Source organism: Actinoplanes sp. NPDC026619 (assembly GCF_040638295.1).
In the GTDB taxonomy this organism is placed as follows: domain Bacteria; phylum Actinomycetota; class Actinomycetes; order Mycobacteriales; family Micromonosporaceae; genus Actinoplanes.
This window is the reverse complement of sequence record NZ_JBEZYA010000050.1, coordinates 1-15,943: the sequence shown is the minus strand read 5'-3', so window position 1 is coordinate 15,943 and position 15,943 is coordinate 1. Positions and strand designations below refer to the sequence as shown.

The 15,943-nt window shown below is 69.2% G+C and carries 13 protein-coding genes and 2 pseudogenes; 10 read left to right on the top strand and 5 right to left on the bottom strand.

Going from position 1 to position 15,943, the window contains the following annotated elements:
- Window positions 1-15: 15 nt before the first annotated feature.
- Together AB0E90_RS49535 and AB0E90_RS49530 are read right to left on the bottom strand one after the other, a co-directional pair.
- A complete protein-coding gene (locus AB0E90_RS49535) occupies window positions 16-2,280 on the bottom strand; it encodes a catalase (protein ID WP_360420461.1) in 2,265 nt (754 codons plus the stop codon).
- Window positions 2,281-2,401: 121 nt separating this feature from the next.
- Complete coding sequence (locus AB0E90_RS49530) at window positions 2,402-3,466, bottom strand: chemotaxis protein CheB (RefSeq protein ID WP_360420459.1); 1,065 nt, start codon at window positions 3,464-3,466, stop codon at window positions 2,402-2,404.
- A gap of 184 nt (window positions 3,467-3,650) precedes the next feature.
- Here AB0E90_RS49530 and AB0E90_RS49525 point away from each other — a divergent pair, with 184 nt between their 5' ends.
- From AB0E90_RS49525 to AB0E90_RS49515, 3 genes are all read left to right on the top strand, one after another.
- Window positions 3,651-4,403 (top strand): STAS domain-containing protein, encoded by a 753-nt coding sequence (locus AB0E90_RS49525; RefSeq protein WP_360420457.1) that lies wholly within the window; start codon window positions 3,651-3,653, stop codon window positions 4,401-4,403.
- Window positions 4,404-4,434: 31 nt separating this feature from the next.
- On the top strand, window positions 4,435-5,427 hold the full coding sequence (locus tag AB0E90_RS49520; RefSeq protein WP_360420455.1) for a chemotaxis protein CheB: 993 nt from the start codon (window positions 4,435-4,437) through the stop codon (window positions 5,425-5,427).
- Window positions 5,428-5,492: 65 nt separating this feature from the next.
- Window positions 5,493-7,379 (top strand): CheR family methyltransferase, encoded by a 1,887-nt coding sequence (locus tag AB0E90_RS49515; protein ID WP_360420453.1) that lies wholly within the window; start codon window positions 5,493-5,495, stop codon window positions 7,377-7,379.
- A 34-nt stretch (window positions 7,380-7,413) separates the two neighbouring features.
- Here the strand turns inward: AB0E90_RS49515 and AB0E90_RS49510 are convergent, their stop codons facing one another.
- Window positions 7,414-8,532 (bottom strand): SigB/SigF/SigG family RNA polymerase sigma factor, encoded by a 1,119-nt coding sequence (locus AB0E90_RS49510; protein WP_360420451.1) that lies wholly within the window; start codon window positions 8,530-8,532, stop codon window positions 7,414-7,416.
- 261 nt (window positions 8,533-8,793) lie between these two features.
- Here AB0E90_RS49510 and AB0E90_RS49505 point away from each other — a divergent pair, with 261 nt between their 5' ends.
- A complete protein-coding gene (locus AB0E90_RS49505; RefSeq protein WP_360420449.1) occupies window positions 8,794-9,660 on the top strand; it encodes a glycosyltransferase in 867 nt (288 codons plus the stop codon).
- 90 nt (window positions 9,661-9,750) lie between these two features.
- Here AB0E90_RS49505 and AB0E90_RS49500 read toward each other — a convergent pair whose 3' ends face one another.
- Window positions 9,751-10,230 (bottom strand): hypothetical protein, encoded by a 480-nt coding sequence (locus AB0E90_RS49500; protein ID WP_360420447.1) that lies wholly within the window; start codon window positions 10,228-10,230, stop codon window positions 9,751-9,753.
- Between the two features lie 661 nt (window positions 10,231-10,891).
- On the opposite strand from AB0E90_RS49500, the gene AB0E90_RS49495 reads away from it, so the two are divergent.
- The 6 genes and pseudogenes from AB0E90_RS49495 (at window position 10,892) to AB0E90_RS49470 (ending at window position 15,572) form a co-directional block, all read left to right on the top strand.
- Window positions 10,892-12,640: a hypothetical protein gene (locus AB0E90_RS49495; protein WP_360420445.1), complete on the top strand. Its 1,749-nt coding sequence runs from the start codon at window positions 10,892-10,894 to the stop codon at window positions 12,638-12,640.
- Between the two features lie 9 nt (window positions 12,641-12,649).
- The gene (locus AB0E90_RS49490) at window positions 12,650-13,876 is read left to right on the top strand and encodes a NucA/NucB deoxyribonuclease domain-containing protein (RefSeq protein WP_360420443.1); all 1,227 of its coding nucleotides are present in this window, start codon (window positions 12,650-12,652) and stop codon (window positions 13,874-13,876) included.
- Between the two features lie 55 nt (window positions 13,877-13,931).
- The gene (locus tag AB0E90_RS49485; RefSeq protein WP_360420441.1) at window positions 13,932-14,396 is read left to right on the top strand and encodes a hypothetical protein; all 465 of its coding nucleotides are present in this window, start codon (window positions 13,932-13,934) and stop codon (window positions 14,394-14,396) included.
- Window positions 14,386-14,823, top strand: coding sequence for a hypothetical protein (locus AB0E90_RS49480; RefSeq protein ID WP_360420439.1), 438 nt, complete (start codon window positions 14,386-14,388; stop codon window positions 14,821-14,823). The genes AB0E90_RS49485 and AB0E90_RS49480 overlap by 11 nt, the downstream gene beginning before the upstream one ends.
- Before the next feature lie 210 nt (window positions 14,824-15,033).
- Window positions 15,034-15,273, top strand: a pseudogene (locus tag AB0E90_RS49475) (diguanylate cyclase); the annotation flags it as partial.
- Window positions 15,274-15,284: 11 nt separating this feature from the next.
- Window positions 15,285-15,572, top strand: coding sequence for a hypothetical protein (locus tag AB0E90_RS49470; RefSeq protein ID WP_360420507.1), 288 nt, complete (start codon window positions 15,285-15,287; stop codon window positions 15,570-15,572).
- 90 nt (window positions 15,573-15,662) lie between these two features.
- On the opposite strand, the pseudogene AB0E90_RS49465 reads toward AB0E90_RS49470, so the two are convergent.
- Window positions 15,663-15,857 (bottom strand): annotated as a pseudogene (locus AB0E90_RS49465) (hypothetical protein); the annotation flags it as partial.
- Window positions 15,858-15,943 lie beyond the last annotated feature (86 nt).

The window sequence follows — 15,943 nt, the reverse complement described above, 5'->3', positions numbered from 1 at the left end:
GGGTCCTTCGCGGGGTCAGGGGATCGAGACCGGGAAGCGTTGCCACACCCGGTGCGCGGCCAGGAGTTCTTGTACGGCCGAGAAGGCCTCCGGACCGGCGGCGGCCGAGACGACCCCGGGGGTGCCGGCGATTCCGGCCGCCTCGAGGACGGCGTCGCCGCCGGCCCAGGCGCCGATCGCCTTGGCATGCCGCCACGCCTCGTCGACCAGGCGCAGCAACCGGGGATCGAGGTCACCGGGTCCGCCCGGAGCCCCGGCCTTCGCGTCGCGGGCCCCGATGGCATCCGGAGCCGGTGCGGGAGCAGCCGCCAGCAGAATCGCGTCGAACTCGACCGATCGGGCGGTATCGAAGGTCCGTTGGACGCTCAGGTCGCCCAGTTGCCCGCCGTGCGGCGCGATCACCAGCGGCACCATGCCGGCGGCGAAGATGGCCGTACGTACCGCCGAGACGCCGGCCAGGTCGGCGTCCGGTCCGGCTACGATGCCGACGATCCGGCCGTCGGCCGGCCAACGGCCGCCCAACTGCGAGAGCACCGGGCTGGGCACGACCTCCGCCGGCGCGGTACGCGGCTGTGGCGCCGGCAGGCCGAGACCGGTGGCCACCTGCTCGCAGAGCACCGGGTCGATATCGGCCAGGCACTGCAGCTGCCGTTCCTTGATCGCCTGGTGGTAGCACTTGCCGAGCTCGAAGGTGTAGGCCGCGATGATGTGTTCCTGCTCGACCGGCGTCATGCTGAGCCAGAACAGCCGCACCTGGCTGAAATGGTCGTCGAAGGAGACCGGGTTGGCTCGGATCTTGGGCGCCTCGGCGACCCGGACCGGCACGTCCAGGAAGGCGTTCTGCTCGTCGCCGGCCTCGAACGGGTTGCCGCCGTCGAGCGAGTTCGGCCGGTAGGGGGCGACTCCGCCGTGGACCGCCTGCTGGTGGAAGCCGTCGCGCAGCATGTCGTTGACCGGGGCGTGCGGCCGGTTGATCGGGATCTGCGGGAAGTTCGGCCCGGCGAGGCGGGTGAGCTGGGTGTCGACGTACGAGAAGAGGCGTCCTTGCAGCAGCGGGTCGTTCGTGACGTCGATGCCCGGCGCCAGGTTGCCGAGGTGGAAGGCGACCTGCTCGGTCTCGGCGAAGAAGTTGGTCGGCGTGCGGTTGAGCACGAGCCGGCCGACCGGCTGCACCTCGGCCAGTTCCTCCGGCACGATCTTGGTCGGGTCGAGCAGGTCGATCCCGGCGAAGGTCTCCTCCGGGATGTCGGGGAAGACCTGCAGGCCGAGTTCCCATTCCGGGTACGCGCCGGCCTCGATCGCGTCGTACAGGTCGCGGCGGTGGAAGTCGGGGTCGACGCCGTTGATCAGCTGGGCTTCTTCCCAGGTCAGCGAGTGCACGCCGAGCTTGGGCTTCCAGTGGAACTTGACCAGTACGGTTCCCCCGGCGTCGTTGACCAGCCGGAAGGTGTGGACCCCGAAGCCCTCCATGGTCCGGTAGGAGCGCGGGATGCCCCGGTCGGACATGTTCCAGATCGTGTGGTGCTGCGCCTCGGTGTGCAGCGAGACGAAGTCCCAGAAGGTGTCGTGCGCGCTCTGCGCCTGCGGGATCTCCCGGTCCGGGTGCGGCTTGGCGGCGTGGATGATGTCCGGGAACTTGATCGCGTCCTGGATGAAGAACACCGGGATGTTGTTGCCGACCAGGTCGAACGTGCCCTCGTCGGTGTAGAACTTCGTCGCGAAGCCGCGGGTGTCGCGGACCGTGTCGGCCGAGCCGCGTGAACCGAGGACGGTGGAGAAGCGTACGAAAACCGGGGTTTCCTTGTCCTTCTTCAGGAAGCCGGCCCGGGTGAGCGCGTCGGCAGTGCCGTAACCGGTGAAGACGCCGTGCGCGCCGGTGCCGCGGGCGTGCACGACCCGCTCGGGGATCCGTTCGTGGTCGAAGTGGGTGATCTTCTCGCGGAAGTGGTGATCCTGCAGCAGGATCGGACCGCGAGGACCGGCCTTGAGCGAGTGGTCGGTGTCGCGCAGGCGGGCGCCCTGCGCGGTCGTGAGATAAGCGCCCTGCTGCGCTTTGCCGGTCGGCGGCACACCGGTTTCGGCGCCGGTCGGGGTCCGGGTGTCCGGGGTGCCCTGCTCCTTTTTCGGCGGCAACGGGTCATGCGGGGTGGTCGGTTCCTCGATGCTCGGCGTGCCGCTGCCGGGCGCACCGGGTACGTCGGGGGTGAGAGCGTCGGTCACCTTCGCCGCAGCGGCCGCCACGACGTCTTTGACGATCTTGGCCGGGCTGTGGTCTTCCATGGCTGAGGGCTCCTCAATGAGCGGATCAGGGACCGGACGCATACCCGGCACCTGCCCGGTCAAACGCCTCGATGACGCCGAAACCCCGGACAAAACGCTTCCCGGGTCGGCCATGGTGTTCCTATCGGCCCGCAGCCTCCGGCAGGACCGTCCGGCGCTCGAAGCCCGCCGCTTGGGGTTCCGGCAGGGCCGGCAGCAGGTCGGGGAAATTCTGCCGGATAACCCCGGCCGCGTGCATGGCCTCGTCGGCGGCCGCCAACTGGTGCCGGATGGTGAGGGCGGCCCCGCCGCGAGCGGCCTGCTCGGCGATCTGCCGGTGAACGGCCGACTGCTCCTCGAGCATGCTGACCGCGGTCCAGAGCGCGACCTCGATCTTCTCCCGCTGGGCGGCGGCCAGCGCGTGCGGTGACCAGGCATGCCCGACATGGCACAGATAGTGCACTGCCGGGCCGGTCCGGACGACGTTCATGCCGCCGGTGCAGTCGGGGCAGCTCAGGGCCGCGGGCTCGCCCGGCGTCAGCCCGTGGCCGGCCGCCATCGGACTCTCCATCATCTCGGCCTCCCGGATCGTGTCGTCACTCACGGTGACGGCAGAAGAGCTGTCGTGGTGGAGAAGGAGTCGCTGGACCTCGGCTCCGAGCCGGGTCGCCGGTGCGACCGCGGCATCCGGGACGACGGCGAGCGCAGCCGCGGGCATGGATCCGATCTGCGCATCCCGCGGATCCTGCACGGCGATGCCGCCTCCGGAGGCGGCGATCGCCGCCGCACCGGCCGCACCGTCGTCCAGAGCACCGGACAACACGACACCGACCGCTCGCGAATCGAACCAGCGGGCAGCGCTGCGAAACAGCGCGTCGATGGCCGGGCGCGCCCGGTTCTGCTTCGGCGCGTCGCTGAGCAGGATGCGGTCGCCCTTCACCAGCAGGTGCCGGTCGTTGACCGCGACATAGATGCACCCCGCCCGTAGCTGCTCACCCTGCTGGGCGGCAGCGGCCGGCAATGGTCCGCACCGCTGCAGGATCGCGGGCAGGGCGCTGGTGCCGACTTCGGGCAGATGCGTGACGACCAGCACCGCAGCCGGCAGATCCGCCGGGAGGCCGCCGACGAAGTCCCGCAGCGCCTCGACGCCGCCGGCCGAGGCACCGACCGCCACGACGTGCCTGGCCGTTGTCCGTTCCGTAACCATGCCGCCGTCTTCCCCGATTCACGCCCGGCAAACTCGTTCGGCTGACGTTGCTACGTCGCGAGCCGGTGACCTGGTCGCCCGGGTACGGAAACGGAGCACGGCCGGCACCTGAGTGGCCCTCTGGCGCCCGGTTTCAGTACCGCTCGGCCGGGTATGCTTGCGCCATTGAGAGGTGGCTCCTCAGATGCCGATCGAGTTCGAGGTAGCAGACCATGACCCTGACGTGCTTGCGTCACCGACGGGCAGGCTCACCTTCGCCGACGTCGCGAAGCTGCGACTGAGCCTCGACAAATGCCTCGCCGAGCAGCCGGCGTCGGTCCTGATCGGCCTGAACGGGCTCACCGTGGACGACCCGCTCACGCTCACTGTCTTCCTCGCTTTCTCGGCTGATGCGGCCCGCTGGCCCGGCGTTCCCGTCCTGTTGTGCGGGCCGACCGACGAGGTGCGAACCATGCTCGCTGCCGCCGCCTTCCGGCGCCTGCCGGTGTTCGAGAGCGTCGCGGCCGGCCGTGAACACGTCCGAACTCATCGACGCGTACGGTCCACACTGAGCGAGCAGCTGCTGCCGATCGCCGGCGCGGCCAGGCATGCCCGGGACGTCACGACCGAAGCCTGCCTGCGCTGGGACCTGCCGCACCTGGTCGGACCGGCCACGCTCATCGCCAGCGAACTGGTCAGCAACGCCGCCGTACACGCGAGCACCATCGCCCACCTGCGGCTGACGCTCGGCGAGCGCCACCTGACGATTGCCGTCCGTGACGGGTCCACCCAGCCGCCCGTCGTGCCCGACCCGGCCGCCGGCATAGCGGAGCGCGGCAACGGACTGAAGCTGGTGAGTGTCAGCGCACTCTCGTGGGGATGGCTTCCGGCCGAAAGCGGTAAAGTGGTGTGGGCTTCGCTGTCGCGCCGAGTCGCGTCGTCCGGCCGGGCGTATTGACCTTCGGTCGACCGCGCGGCGGGGTCCTGTGATGAATCGAGACGTGATCGTCGTCGGTGCGTCGGCCGGCGGTGTCGAGGCCCTTCGATCGATGGTGGCCACCTTGCCGCCCGATCTGCCGGCCGCCGTCCTGGTCGTGCTGCACGTGCCCCGTGAGTCGCCGAGCGCGTTGCCCAGCATCCTCGCCCGTTCGGGACCGTTGCCGGCCCGCGCGGCCGTCGACGGCGAGCCGCTCAAGCCGGGTCGCATCTACGTCGCGCCGGCGGACCATCATCTGCTGGTACTTGATGATCATGTTCGAGTCAGCCCCGGGCCGACGGAGAACGGGCATCGTCCGGCTATCGATCCGCTCTTCCGCTCCGCGGCCCGCGCCGCCGGTCCGCGGGTCATCGCCGTCGTGCTCTCGGGCACCCGGGACGACGGCGCGGTCGGGGCGGTCGTCGTCGCCGCCCGGGGCGGCACGGTCGTCGTGCAGGATCCGGAGGACGCGTTGCACCCCGCCATGCCGCTGGCCGTCATGGCCCGGCTGGAACCCGACCACATCGCGCCCGCCGCTGATCTCGGGGCGCTGCTCGCCGGCCTGGTCGCCGAGCCGCTGGACCGCACGGAGCCGGCGTCGGCCGACGATCTGTTGTCCGACGAGGTGGCGATCGACGCCTTCGCGCCGCTCACGATCGACCGGATCACCGACGCCCCCGGCGCGTTCGGCTGTCCGAGTTGCGGCGGCGCCCTGATCGAACTGACCGATCAGGAGGCGCCGCGCTACCGCTGCCGGGTGGGACACGCCTGGTCACCGCAGAGTCTCCTGGACGAGCAGGCGGTGGCCACCGAGGGCGCGTTGTGGACGGCGCTGCGGGCCTTGGAGGAGAAGTCGGCCCTCGGCCGGCGGATGGCCGGGACCCGGCGCAGCCCAGGCACCGGCCGGCTCTACACCCAGATGGCTGAAGAGGCCGAGCAGGCCGGCGTCCTGATCCGCCGGTTGATCCAGGAGCTGGCCGGGTCGAGCGCCACGACGGCGGAGTGACCTCGGCCGGCGCGGCCCGGGGTGCCGTACGTTCATGCAGGCAGAGTCGATCGGAGAAGGCGCACGTGGTGTACGAGGACGCGGTCGACAGCAAATTCGAGGCGCTCCTGGTTTATCTGAAGGAGAGTCGCGGCTTCGACTTCACCGGCTACAAGCGGTCCAGCCTGATGCGCCGGGTGAGCCGGCGGGCAAGTCAGGTCCACATCGCTGACTACGGCGAGTACCTCGATTATCTCCAGGTGCACCCGGACGAGTTCACCGCGCTCTTCAACACCATCCTGATCAACGTCACCGGGTTCTTCCGGGATCCGGAGGCGTGGGAGAGCCTGCGCGACCGGACGCTGGTACCGCTGATCGAGGCCAAGGCCCCCGACGCGCCGATCCGGATCTGGAGTGCCGGCTGCGCGTCCGGCCAGGAGGCGTACACCCTGGCCATGGTTCTGGGGGAGGTGCTCGGGCCGGCGGTGTTGCGCGATCGCGTCAAGATCTACGCCACCGACGTCGACGAAGAACAGCTCAACGAGGCCCGGCACGCGGCGTACAGCGAGCGGGACGTGGCCGGGGTGCCATCCGAGCTGCTGGAGCGGTATTTCGAGCAGACCGCGAACCGGTACGTGTTCCGCAAGGACCTGCGCCGCTCGGTGATCTTCGGTCGTAACGATCTCGTCCAGGACGCGCCGATCTCCCGGGTCGACGTGTTGACCTGCCGCAACACTTTGATGTATTTCAATGCTGAGACTCAGGCGCGGATGCTTGGCCGGTTCCACTTCGCCCTGGTGGAGGGCGGCGCGCTCTTCCTCGGCAAGGCCGAGATGCTGCTGAGCCACGGCAACATGTTCCTGCCCACCGACCTCAAACGCCGGATCTTCCGTAAAGTCCCGAGGCTGGTTTCGCTCAACGGCTCGGCCTCGGTCGAACCGTCGTCCGTGGCAGCCCGGAAGAACCTGATCGGGCTCGACCAGTTGCGGAATGCCGCCCTGCTGGCGAGCCCGGTCGCCCAGATCGTGCTCACCGCCGACGGGCTGCTCGCACTCTGCAACCGGCAGGCGACGGCCCTGTTCGGTATCACGTCGCGCGACCTCGGCCGCCCGTTCCGTGATCTGCAGGTCTCGTACCGCCCGACCGAACTGCGCCAGCACATCGAGCAGGCCCAGGTCGAGCGACGCACCATGCACGTGACCGACGTCGAGTTCGTCCGCAGCCAGACCGAGACGATGCACCTCGACGTCCAGGTCAACCCGCTGATCGACTCGGACGCGGGCCTGCTCGGCGTGACGTTGATCTTTCATGACGTCACCGCGGCGAAGCAGCTGCGCCTCGCGCTCGAGCATGCCAATCAAGAGCTCGAGGCGGCGTACGAGGAGCTTCAGTCGACCAACGAGGAGCTGGAGACGACCAACGAGGAGCTCCAGTCGACGGTCGAGGAACTGGAGACGACCAACGAGGAGCTCCAGTCGACCAACGAGGAGCTGGAGACGATGAACGAGGAGCTCCAGTCGACCAACGACGAACTCCAGGGCATCAACGACCAGTTGCAGCGCAGCAGCGCCGAGTTGGACAACGCGAACGCCTTTCTCGATGCCATCCTGTCCGGCCTGCGCGCCGCGATCGCGGTGGTCGACCGCGACATGAAGGTACGCGCATGGAACCGTCAAGCTGAGAACCTCTGGGGTCTGCGCGCCGACGAGGCGATCGACCGGCATCTGCTCAACCTCGACTTCGGCCTGCCGGTCGACCAATTGCGCCCGTTGATCCGGCAGGCGCTGGCCGACAACGCCGACCCCGACGAGCTGCGGCTGGACGCCGTCGACCGCCGAGGGCGCCCGGTCACGGTGCGGGTCTCCGGCAGTCCGCTGCGCGGCTCGGCGGACGGCGCCAGCGGGGCGATCATCGTGATGGAGTCGGCCGCGCGTATCGCATCGGAGGATGAGCAGCAGTTTGGCGGCAGCTGAGCGGGGAACTCGGCCGGTCCGTCGAGCCCTGAGGTCAGCTCTCGAGCATGTCCCGCAACCCCGACATCTTCACGATCTGGGCCACGAACGGCTGGAGGCCCACGACGCGTACGGCGACGGCTCGCACCCGGGCTGCTTCGTGCACGGCGACCAGGACCGCGATGCCGGCAGCACCGAGCAGCGGCACACCGGCCAGGTCGATGATCAGACCGCGACCCCGATCGCAGTCGCCGATCGCGGTGAGCAGTTCACCACGCAGGTGATCGGCGTTGTCCCGGTCGACCTCACCGTGCACACACGCCACGACCGCTTCCTTGTCGTAGGTCACGGCCATCCGCAGGCGGTGGTCGGCCTGGTCGCCCCCGGTCCAGATCGGCGGGGTGTCGCTCAGCATCGCTTCCCGCAGCCAGGACAACGCCCGGCTGAGCAGCCGCGAAACGTGCATCTGGGAGATGCCGAGCTTCTCGGCGATCTCGGCCTGGCTCAGATTGCCATAGAAGCGCAGTGCCAGCATCCGACGCTCGCGCACGGGCAGGCGACACAGCAGCCGCTGCAGCGTGGCCGCGTCCTCGACCATGCCCAGCGCCGGATCACCGCCACCGAACAGGTCGCCGAGCTCGGTGCCGCTCGCATCACCGATCGGCGCGTTGAGCGAGGAGGGGCTGTGAGCGGCGGCGGAGGTCTGGGCGCGGCGGACCTCCTGCGGATCGACGCCGAGGTGCTCGGCGATCTCCTCGGCGGTCGGCCGGCGGGCGAGGCGGGTGGTCATCTCGTTGGTGACCCGCGCGATCTCCAGGCTGAGATCCTGCATGCTGCGGGGGACATGCACGCCCCAGGTGTGGTTGCGGAAGTGGCGCTTGATCTCGCCGGTGATGGTGACGATCGCGTAGGCGGTGAACGATCCGCGCTCCGGGTCGTACCGGTCGACCGTTTTCACCAGTCCGAGCCGGGCCACCTGCTCGAGATCGTCGACCAGCTCGCCGCGGCCGCGGTAGCGCCGCGCCAACCGGCGCGCCAGCGGGAGCGCTTGACCGACGAACTCGTCACGCAGACGCCGCCGCGCCGGATCGTCGGCGCCGGCCAACGCGGTGGAATAGGCATCTGCTGCCGCATCCAGGTCCTCGAGCGGTTCCCTCTCATCGATTCTCGGCATGACGACCTCGGTCCTTCACCCCACCACTGACTGATTGAACGAGCCTCTGTTGCCCGGTGAACCGGGACGCAAACACTGTAGTCCGCCGACCAGTTGGGAGGACATATAATGTCGTAAGTCCCTTAAATGGTATAAACAGGCGTTCAACCCTATCGGGTATCTCGACCAGCCGGTCGGTTGCGGTGACGGGCTTTCCGGAAGGGCGTCACAATCGGGTGAACGGACGGGTTCGACCCTCGGCAGCCGGGTATACGCCGCGCCATGTCCTTGATCACCGGTAGTCAGGCCGCCGCCGATGACTCGCCGCCGCACGTCGAGACCGACGAGGTGACCATCGTGGTCGCCACGCGTAACCGTCCGGATCGGCTGGCCGAGACCGCGGCCCACCACCGGGCGCCGGTGATCGTGGTGGACAACGGCTCCGACGAGCCGATCCGGCTACCGGGCGCCGACGTGGTGCGGCTGGACGCCAACCTCGGCGCGGCCGCCCGCAACATCGGCGTCGAGCGGGCCCGCACCCCGTACGTGGCCTTCGCCGACGACGACTCGTACTGGGCGCCCGGCTCGCTCGCCCGCGCCGCCGCGCTGCTCAACGCCCACCCGCAGGCCGCACTACTGACCGCCGAGATCCGGATCGGCGCGGCCGGCCGGCTCGATCCGGTCTCGGCGGCGATGGCGGCGGCCCCGCTCGGCACCCCGCCCGGCGCCGCCGGCCCATCCGTGCTCGGCTTCCTCGCGTGCGCGATCGTGGTGCGGCGGGACACCTTCCTCGCAGCGGGCGGCTTCCAGCCCCGGCTCTTCGTGTACGGCGAGGAGGCCCTGCTCGCGATGGATCTGGCGGCGGCCGGGCACCAGCTGTCCTATGTGCCGTCGCTGACGGTGCGCCACTTCCCGGAGCCGGCGGGCCGCGACCCGCGAGGCCGCCGGCGCCTCGAGGCCCGCAACCGTCTCCTGACCGCCGTGCTGCGCCGGCCGCCCGCCGTGGTGGCCCGCGCCGCGATGGCTGTCCTCTGCAGCGAGCCGGCCGCGCTCGGCGACGTGCTTCGACAGCTGCCCTGGGCGGTGGGCAGTCGCCGCCGGCTGCCCACGCCGGTCGAGCAGGCCCTCACCCGGCTCGCGGTGGAATGAGGTGCCGCTCGGCGACGCCGGCCACCGTCGCTCAGACGGCGCTTACCTGGACGTGCGGATAGGCGGTGGCATGGTCGCGCAGGAACACGGTCACGTCAGCGAAGGGTCGCGGCCCGGGAACGGCGTGCCGGTCCGGCAGGGCGCGCAACGCCCGCTGGAACCGAAGAACGTGCGCGGGTCGGCGGGATAGTGGCGGGGCGAGACACCGGCGAAGTGGCCGCCCCTGCCCGTGAGTCCGCGTTCGCGGTACCACTGCCGGTAGAGGTCGGCGACCAGCGGGCTGAGGTCCTCGGGCTGGTCGAAGCGCAGCCGGAGCACGCGGTAGCCGTACCGGGCGGCGAAGGCGGCGACGTCGTCGCGCAGACCGGGCGCGAATCCCCACTCGGCTTCGGGAGCATCGGTGTCGGCGGCCGGCGGCTGCCATCGCTGGACCGGGGCGTGATAGCGGCGTAGGTAGGCCGCCACCCGGGGGCTGCCGTCGCGGTACTCCCGGCGGGGATGCCGCCGACGGCGCCGAACTGGAACAGATGCCGCTCGCCCACGGACGTCGCCGGCCAGCGCTGGCCGCATTCGGCCAGCACGATCGTCCCGCCGGGCTCCAGGGCACCGGTGAGGAACCGCTCGTAGGCCGCACCGAGCCGGGTGCGCTTGACCCGGAAGTACGCCATCCGCCGCAACGTGAGCCGGTCCTGGTTCGGGTCGTGCATGTGGTGCAGCTCCAGATCCTGGTTACGGTCCAGCAGGCCGCGGGCTGCACGGTCGAACGCTTGAGGCCGGCGAGCGGGGCGACTTCGAGGCCGCCGCCGAGAACAACAGCGCCGAAACCATCCAGCTGATGGCCGAGGCCCTCATGTACAAGAACGGCTTCACCACCTCAACCGCAACCGTGCGCCCCTGACGACCCGTCACCATGGCGCGGTCCGGCCCGGAAAGCGCCGGGCCGGTCGCGTGGCCGAGCGCAGGGCACGACCAAAAGGGTCACTGTTAACAGGGTGGACAACTCGCGCCGATCCGTGCAAGCATCGCTGGGCATCGATCTCTGTGATCGGCTGCGGAGTCACTTACGCGGGGGCGGGTGGATTTCTGCGGCCGTCCACAGCCCTGCGCGCGCGGGCGCGGCCGGAACATTCCGGCTGCCCTCGCCCATTCGCCCCCGACGTTTCTCGCTGGAGGCGCTACCTTGCGATCGCGGCGCAAAACTGTTTCTCGAGGCCGGCTACGACGTGCGGTCATGGCCGTGCTGCTCGTCCTGCCAACCTTGGTCCTGGCGAATTATCTGAGCGCGCCGCCGGCCGCCGCGGCCGTCTCCGCTCCTCTGGTCATCGGTTTGACCGATCGCTCGGTCGTGCTGGCCGCTACCGCGAAGACGACCGGGTCCTATCTCACTACGGCGGCGTATGTACCGGACATCAACGCCAACGCCGGCCTGCAACGGTGGACGTTCGAAAGCGTCACGAAAACGACGCTCGGCTACATCTTCCTGGTGCGCAACGCGGCGTCCGGCCTGTGCATGACGCCCAACGCGCATTTCGGGCTGTATCTACAGCCGTGCAATCTGTCCGGCTCGTGGCTCTACACCAACACGGCGCCCACGACCGCGACGGGATACCGGCTGCGGGCGTTCGCCAGTGGCCGGGCCGGTGAATGCTTGAACGCCGACAGTCATCCGAGCACCGACCCGAGTCGTATCAACCCGGACTCGTGCTACACCAGTGACGAATCAGGCGAGCGGTGGCGGGTTCGTCCCGGGGTGGGCAGCTGCCCCACGGTGGACGTCACCGCCACCTGTCAGAGCTACAACCCGCCACGGACCGGGTTCTTCGGGAACTGGAAGCAGTCACTCGCCTCGTTCACCAGCGGAAAGAACGCCGAGATCGCGCAATACCTGGGCGGTAAGACGGTCGACAGTCAGTTCTTCGACCGCGTGCCGGACTGGTTCGAGGTCGGCTGGCGAAACGCCTACTCCACCGGGAACGGCACCACACCCCCGAAGATCACGGACGAGGCGTACTGGCTGGAGAGCGCGCCGGGGTTCGTCGAGTACCACAGCCTGAGCGCGGCCGCCGGCGGTTCCGTCGGTGACGGGCTCAACCACACGTACATGGCTCTGAGCGCGGCCGGCGGCAAGGTGGACATCCTGTACGACTACGACACCGTCGGCACCACCACGCACTCGGAGGGCTCCGGTCTCTCCTACCTCGAGACCGGCATCACCAAGCGCGACGATGGCACCGCGGTCCTGCCCAGCGGGATCGAGCACCGGGTGCAGGGGCTTGACCCGAACGGGGTGTGGCAACGGCTGCCCGCCGCGGCAGCGGTGGTCAACGACCGGCAGTGCGACGGTCCCTCGACCATGCTGCCCTCGGCCGCACCCAACTGCGTCACCGTCTCGCTCAAAACCGTTGCGAACGCGAACGGCGGATCGGACTTGGAGAACATCGGCTTCACCCAGCCCGCCGCGGCGACACCCACCGCTCCGGTCGCCCCGTCGATCCCGCCGGCCGCGATCAACGGCGTCGACCAGCAGCAGTTGCACGCCTGCATGCAGAACACGCCGGCCGACTGCCTGCGCACGGTGCCGGGTCTCGACACCTGTGTCGCCGCCCGGCTGCAATGCAACCTCGGCGTAACCGCCCCGGCGAAATTCAGCCGGACACGACCGCCCGCGATGACCGTGGCGCAGGCCCGGGCCGCGGCCAGAAAGGAACTGCGGGCCCAGAACGGCAAGGCACTCGGGTCGGCAACCGCGCTGACCGTCAAGACCGTCCCCGCCGGCGCCCTGCGCTCGTCGCTTCTGGCGTCCGGCGAACCGCTGCTGGTCGTCTCGGGCACGGCCACGGTGTCCGGTTTCCAGCACGGCCGCCCCGCGGCAGGCCCCTACCGCGGCTTCGTGCTCACCTACGACGCCGCGACCGGCGACCTGGTGAACGCGTGCCTCGGATCCGCCTGCTTCAACCGTCCGGCCACGGCTTCGAAATAGGGGTGCGGAATGCGAAATCGTTGGAAGTTCAAGGCAATTGTTCTGTCCACGATCGCCGTGATAGTCACGGCGGTGGCGCCGGGCCCGGTCGCTGCCTCCGCCTCGGACGGGGACGGGTTGGCGTTCGTCACCACCATGCGGCCGATGATCGGCGCGGCCGGCGATCAGGCCAAGGCCGCGGCGGCGCTGCAGGAGGACCCGGTCGACCTGCGCGCCGAGTGTGAGCTGCGCAAGCCGCAGGCGTCGGCCACGCTTGAAGGATGGCTCCGCGATCGGATGATGGCCTGCAAGACCGGGAGCCTGACCACCACCGCCATCGACCTCAGGACCGGCAAGGAGGCCGGCCACGCCGATTACGACCTCTGGGTGCTCGGCTTCGCCAACCACGGGGTTCGTCAGGTCGACTACCTGGTCAGCGTCGAGAACATCGAGTTCAAGGTCGAAGCCGGCTACGTGATCGACTGGCCGCTCACCACGCTCCAGTTCTCGATTCAGGGCTGCCCGGGGTCGCCGACCGTGTCCTGCGCCGATCAGACCGGCCTGTCCGACGTCTTCGCGAACTGGCTGCTCCGGCCGAGTCGTGGCCTGACCTACACGTCGGACCCGGCGACCGGCGCCGGTGCCGAACTGGTGGTTCCGATGGGCCTCACGATGACCGTTCAGGTGATTCCGGCCCCGGGCGACGAGATCATTCCCGGCTTGCCGACGTCCGTCTTCGAATCAAGGGTCCGGTTCGACTCGGCGGGCCAGGTGGTGGTGGGGCGCAACTACGGCTCCGTCTTCACGTCGGCGCTGCTCATCTACCGGCTCTGGCTCAGCAGCGACACCCATCCCAAGTCGGCGCTGCACATCTACGACGCGCTGCATCGGCCGGAACGCACCTTCCCGAGCTGGGTCGGTAAATCCGTTCCGGGTGGGAACGCGAACGAACCCCTGCACCGGTTGACCGACAGCGGCAAGATCGACGAGAACCGGGCCGTGTCGATTGCCACCTGCAAGGACATCTGGGGTCCGGATTACGCGACCGGCGGGCTCGAGTGCGACGAGTTCCCATTCGCCTCGACCTATGAGGGCGCGAAATACGGAACCGAGGCCAACGGCGGTTTCAAACGCTATTCGGTTCGGCCCATTCCGGCGGCGGATAACAACGACGGCGGCGGAAACCGGCTGAAGGACTTCTACTGGCAGAACCGAATACTCGACAGCGAGGCGTTTTACGTCGACATTATCCCGTAGTAATGTCGGGTAGGTCCGGCTTTGCCGGGCCTACCCCCCGGTTCTGAGAGGTGCCGTGTCCACTTCGTTTCGAGTGATCCTGCCGTACCGCTACTTCGCCGTCTGCGACTGGATCACCGAGCCGGGCATCGCCGAGACGAACGCCCTGTTGGCGCTGGCTCGAAGCGATGTCGCGGCGTCCGACGGGCGACAGATCATCGTCTGCCCGGCGTCGGAATCCGCCGTCACCGTGCATTTCGAACACCTCGGCGACGCTCCGGTCGGTGGCGATGACGAGTGGGACAGCCACGTCGATCTTCGGGTGGAATGCCCGAGCGGAACGATCTACATCGACCAGCCGTCGGCCCTGGCGATCGACCTGGAGGACGCGCTGGCTGCGGGAGCCGGCACCTACGCGGCCCGCGTCGCGTGGCGTGGACGCGAGGCCGGCGACGGCCACGAGGAATATCTGGTACGGATGTGGCGCACCGGTCCCGTGTCGGGCGCGACGCTCGCGGAACTGGAGTCCGATGAGGACTAGGGTCGCGCTCGCCGTCGTGACGATCGGGCTGACCGGCGCCTGCTCAGGGCCGTCGCCGGCCCGGAACGAACCCGGCCGGCTGCAGTTCTCCAACTCGACGGAGTCGCCGCGTGCGGGTCCGGTGGTGAACTACCGGGAGGCGTACGACAAGGCCCATCGCTTCGCAACCATCTGGGTGCGGAAGGATATCGAGACGACGGCGTGGCGATCACAACTCGCCGAGCTCGCCACATCCGACCTGCAGAACCAGATCCACACCGACACCTTCACCCGGCCGGTCGCCGCCGCCCTCCGCGGCGACATCGCACCCCGCGTCAGCCGGCCCGATCGCATCGAGTTCGTGGTCGACACCGACGACGGCGTGAAGGCCATCGTCATGGTCCCGGCGAACTCCCACTGGCGGGTCGCCGGCATCCAATCGGCGTGACCCCGGCTCACGCGCGGGTTGTCGTTCGCCGCGGATACGGACGCGGAACTCCTCGTCGGTTTGATCGAGCTGCGGCGGGCGGTGCGCGGCTACCGCCGCGCCTGCTGCTGGACGGCGCGGTCGCTGGCTTCGGGGGCGCCGCTTTGTTCTCGTCTTTGGTCGCTGGCCACCGTCCGCAAGCTCGAGACCGTCGGTCGCGAGCGGCACGAAGAGGCCCGCCGCGACGCGCTCACCGGCCTGGCCAACCGGCGGGCCGTTCTTGAACACCTCGCCCGGGTCCTTGCCCGCCCCGGAAGCAGGCCGGTCGCACTGCTCCTGCTCGACCTCGACAAGTTCAAGGAAGTCAACGACTCGTCCGGCCACCGGGCCGGCGACCTGTTGCTGTGTCAGGTCGCCGACCGGCTCGGCCACGTCACCCGCGCCGATGACATCCTGGGCCGGCTCGGCGGCCGAATGCGGTGTTGGAACTGTTCGACTTCAGCGATTCGGCGTATCGGATCCTGGTCGAGATGGTTTCCGAGGCGATGCTCGTCGCCGAAGGCGTCGTCCCGGATCTCGCCGCGCTGGTCGTCAGCGGTGGCGAGGAAACAGAGGAGGAGGACGCCGAGGAGCCGTCGGCTGTACGCCTGACTCCCCTGGACCCGCAGCGGCCGCTGGATCTCCTCGAAGACCTGCTTACCGGAATTAGAGGCTGCCGCCTGCTCTACGCCGAGTACGCGGATTCTGAGGACGAAGAGAGTAGTCGTTGAGACTTCGCCGGAATGTCCATGTTTAGCGTCCGGCAAAGGTGGTTGACGTGGGCGGTATCGGTCAGTCAGTTGGCGGTGGCCGCCGTCGACGGGTAGGGCGATGCCGGTGACGTAGGACGCGGCTGGGATGCACAGCCAAAGCACCGCTGCGGCGATTTCTTCGGATTGGCCCAGGCGGAGGATTGCCGATGCCCGCGATTGCGGCGTCGAGGCTGAGTTCCCCGCGCTCGAGCATTTGCGTGACCATCGGGGGGTCGATCGTGCCGGGGCACACGGCAGGGTCATTGCGTGTTGGTGTAACTGCTGGTCACGGCGTCGATAAGGTCGTGTGATCGGCGGTCAGCTCGTCGGTTGGCGCGGGCGATGTTGGT

Bases quoted from the DNA above. Each gene is read 5' to 3' on its own strand.
- AB0E90_RS49535 (WP_360420461.1), bottom strand. From the start codon at position 2,280: ATGGAAGACCACAGCCCGGCCAAGATCGTCAAAGACGTCGTGGCGGCC.
- AB0E90_RS49530 (WP_360420459.1), bottom strand. From the start codon at position 3,466: ATGGTTACGGAACGGACAACGGCCAGGCACGTCGTGGCGGTCGGTGCC.
- AB0E90_RS49525 (WP_360420457.1), top strand. From the start codon at position 3,651: ATGCCGATCGAGTTCGAGGTAGCAGACCATGACCCTGACGTGCTTGCG.
- AB0E90_RS49520 (WP_360420455.1), top strand. From the start codon at position 4,435: ATGAATCGAGACGTGATCGTCGTCGGTGCGTCGGCCGGCGGTGTCGAG.
- AB0E90_RS49510 (WP_360420451.1), bottom strand. From the start codon at position 8,532: ATGCCGAGAATCGATGAGAGGGAACCGCTCGAGGACCTGGATGCGGCA.
- AB0E90_RS49505 (WP_360420449.1), top strand. From the start codon at position 8,794: ATGTCCTTGATCACCGGTAGTCAGGCCGCCGCCGATGACTCGCCGCCG.
- AB0E90_RS49500 (WP_360420447.1), bottom strand. From the start codon at position 10,230: ATGCGGCCAGCGCTGGCCGGCGACGTCCGTGGGCGAGCGGCATCTGTT.
- AB0E90_RS49495 (WP_360420445.1), top strand. From the start codon at position 10,892: ATGGCCGTGCTGCTCGTCCTGCCAACCTTGGTCCTGGCGAATTATCTG.
- AB0E90_RS49490 (WP_360420443.1), top strand. From the start codon at position 12,650: ATGCGAAATCGTTGGAAGTTCAAGGCAATTGTTCTGTCCACGATCGCC.
- AB0E90_RS49480 (WP_360420439.1), top strand. From the start codon at position 14,386: ATGAGGACTAGGGTCGCGCTCGCCGTCGTGACGATCGGGCTGACCGGC.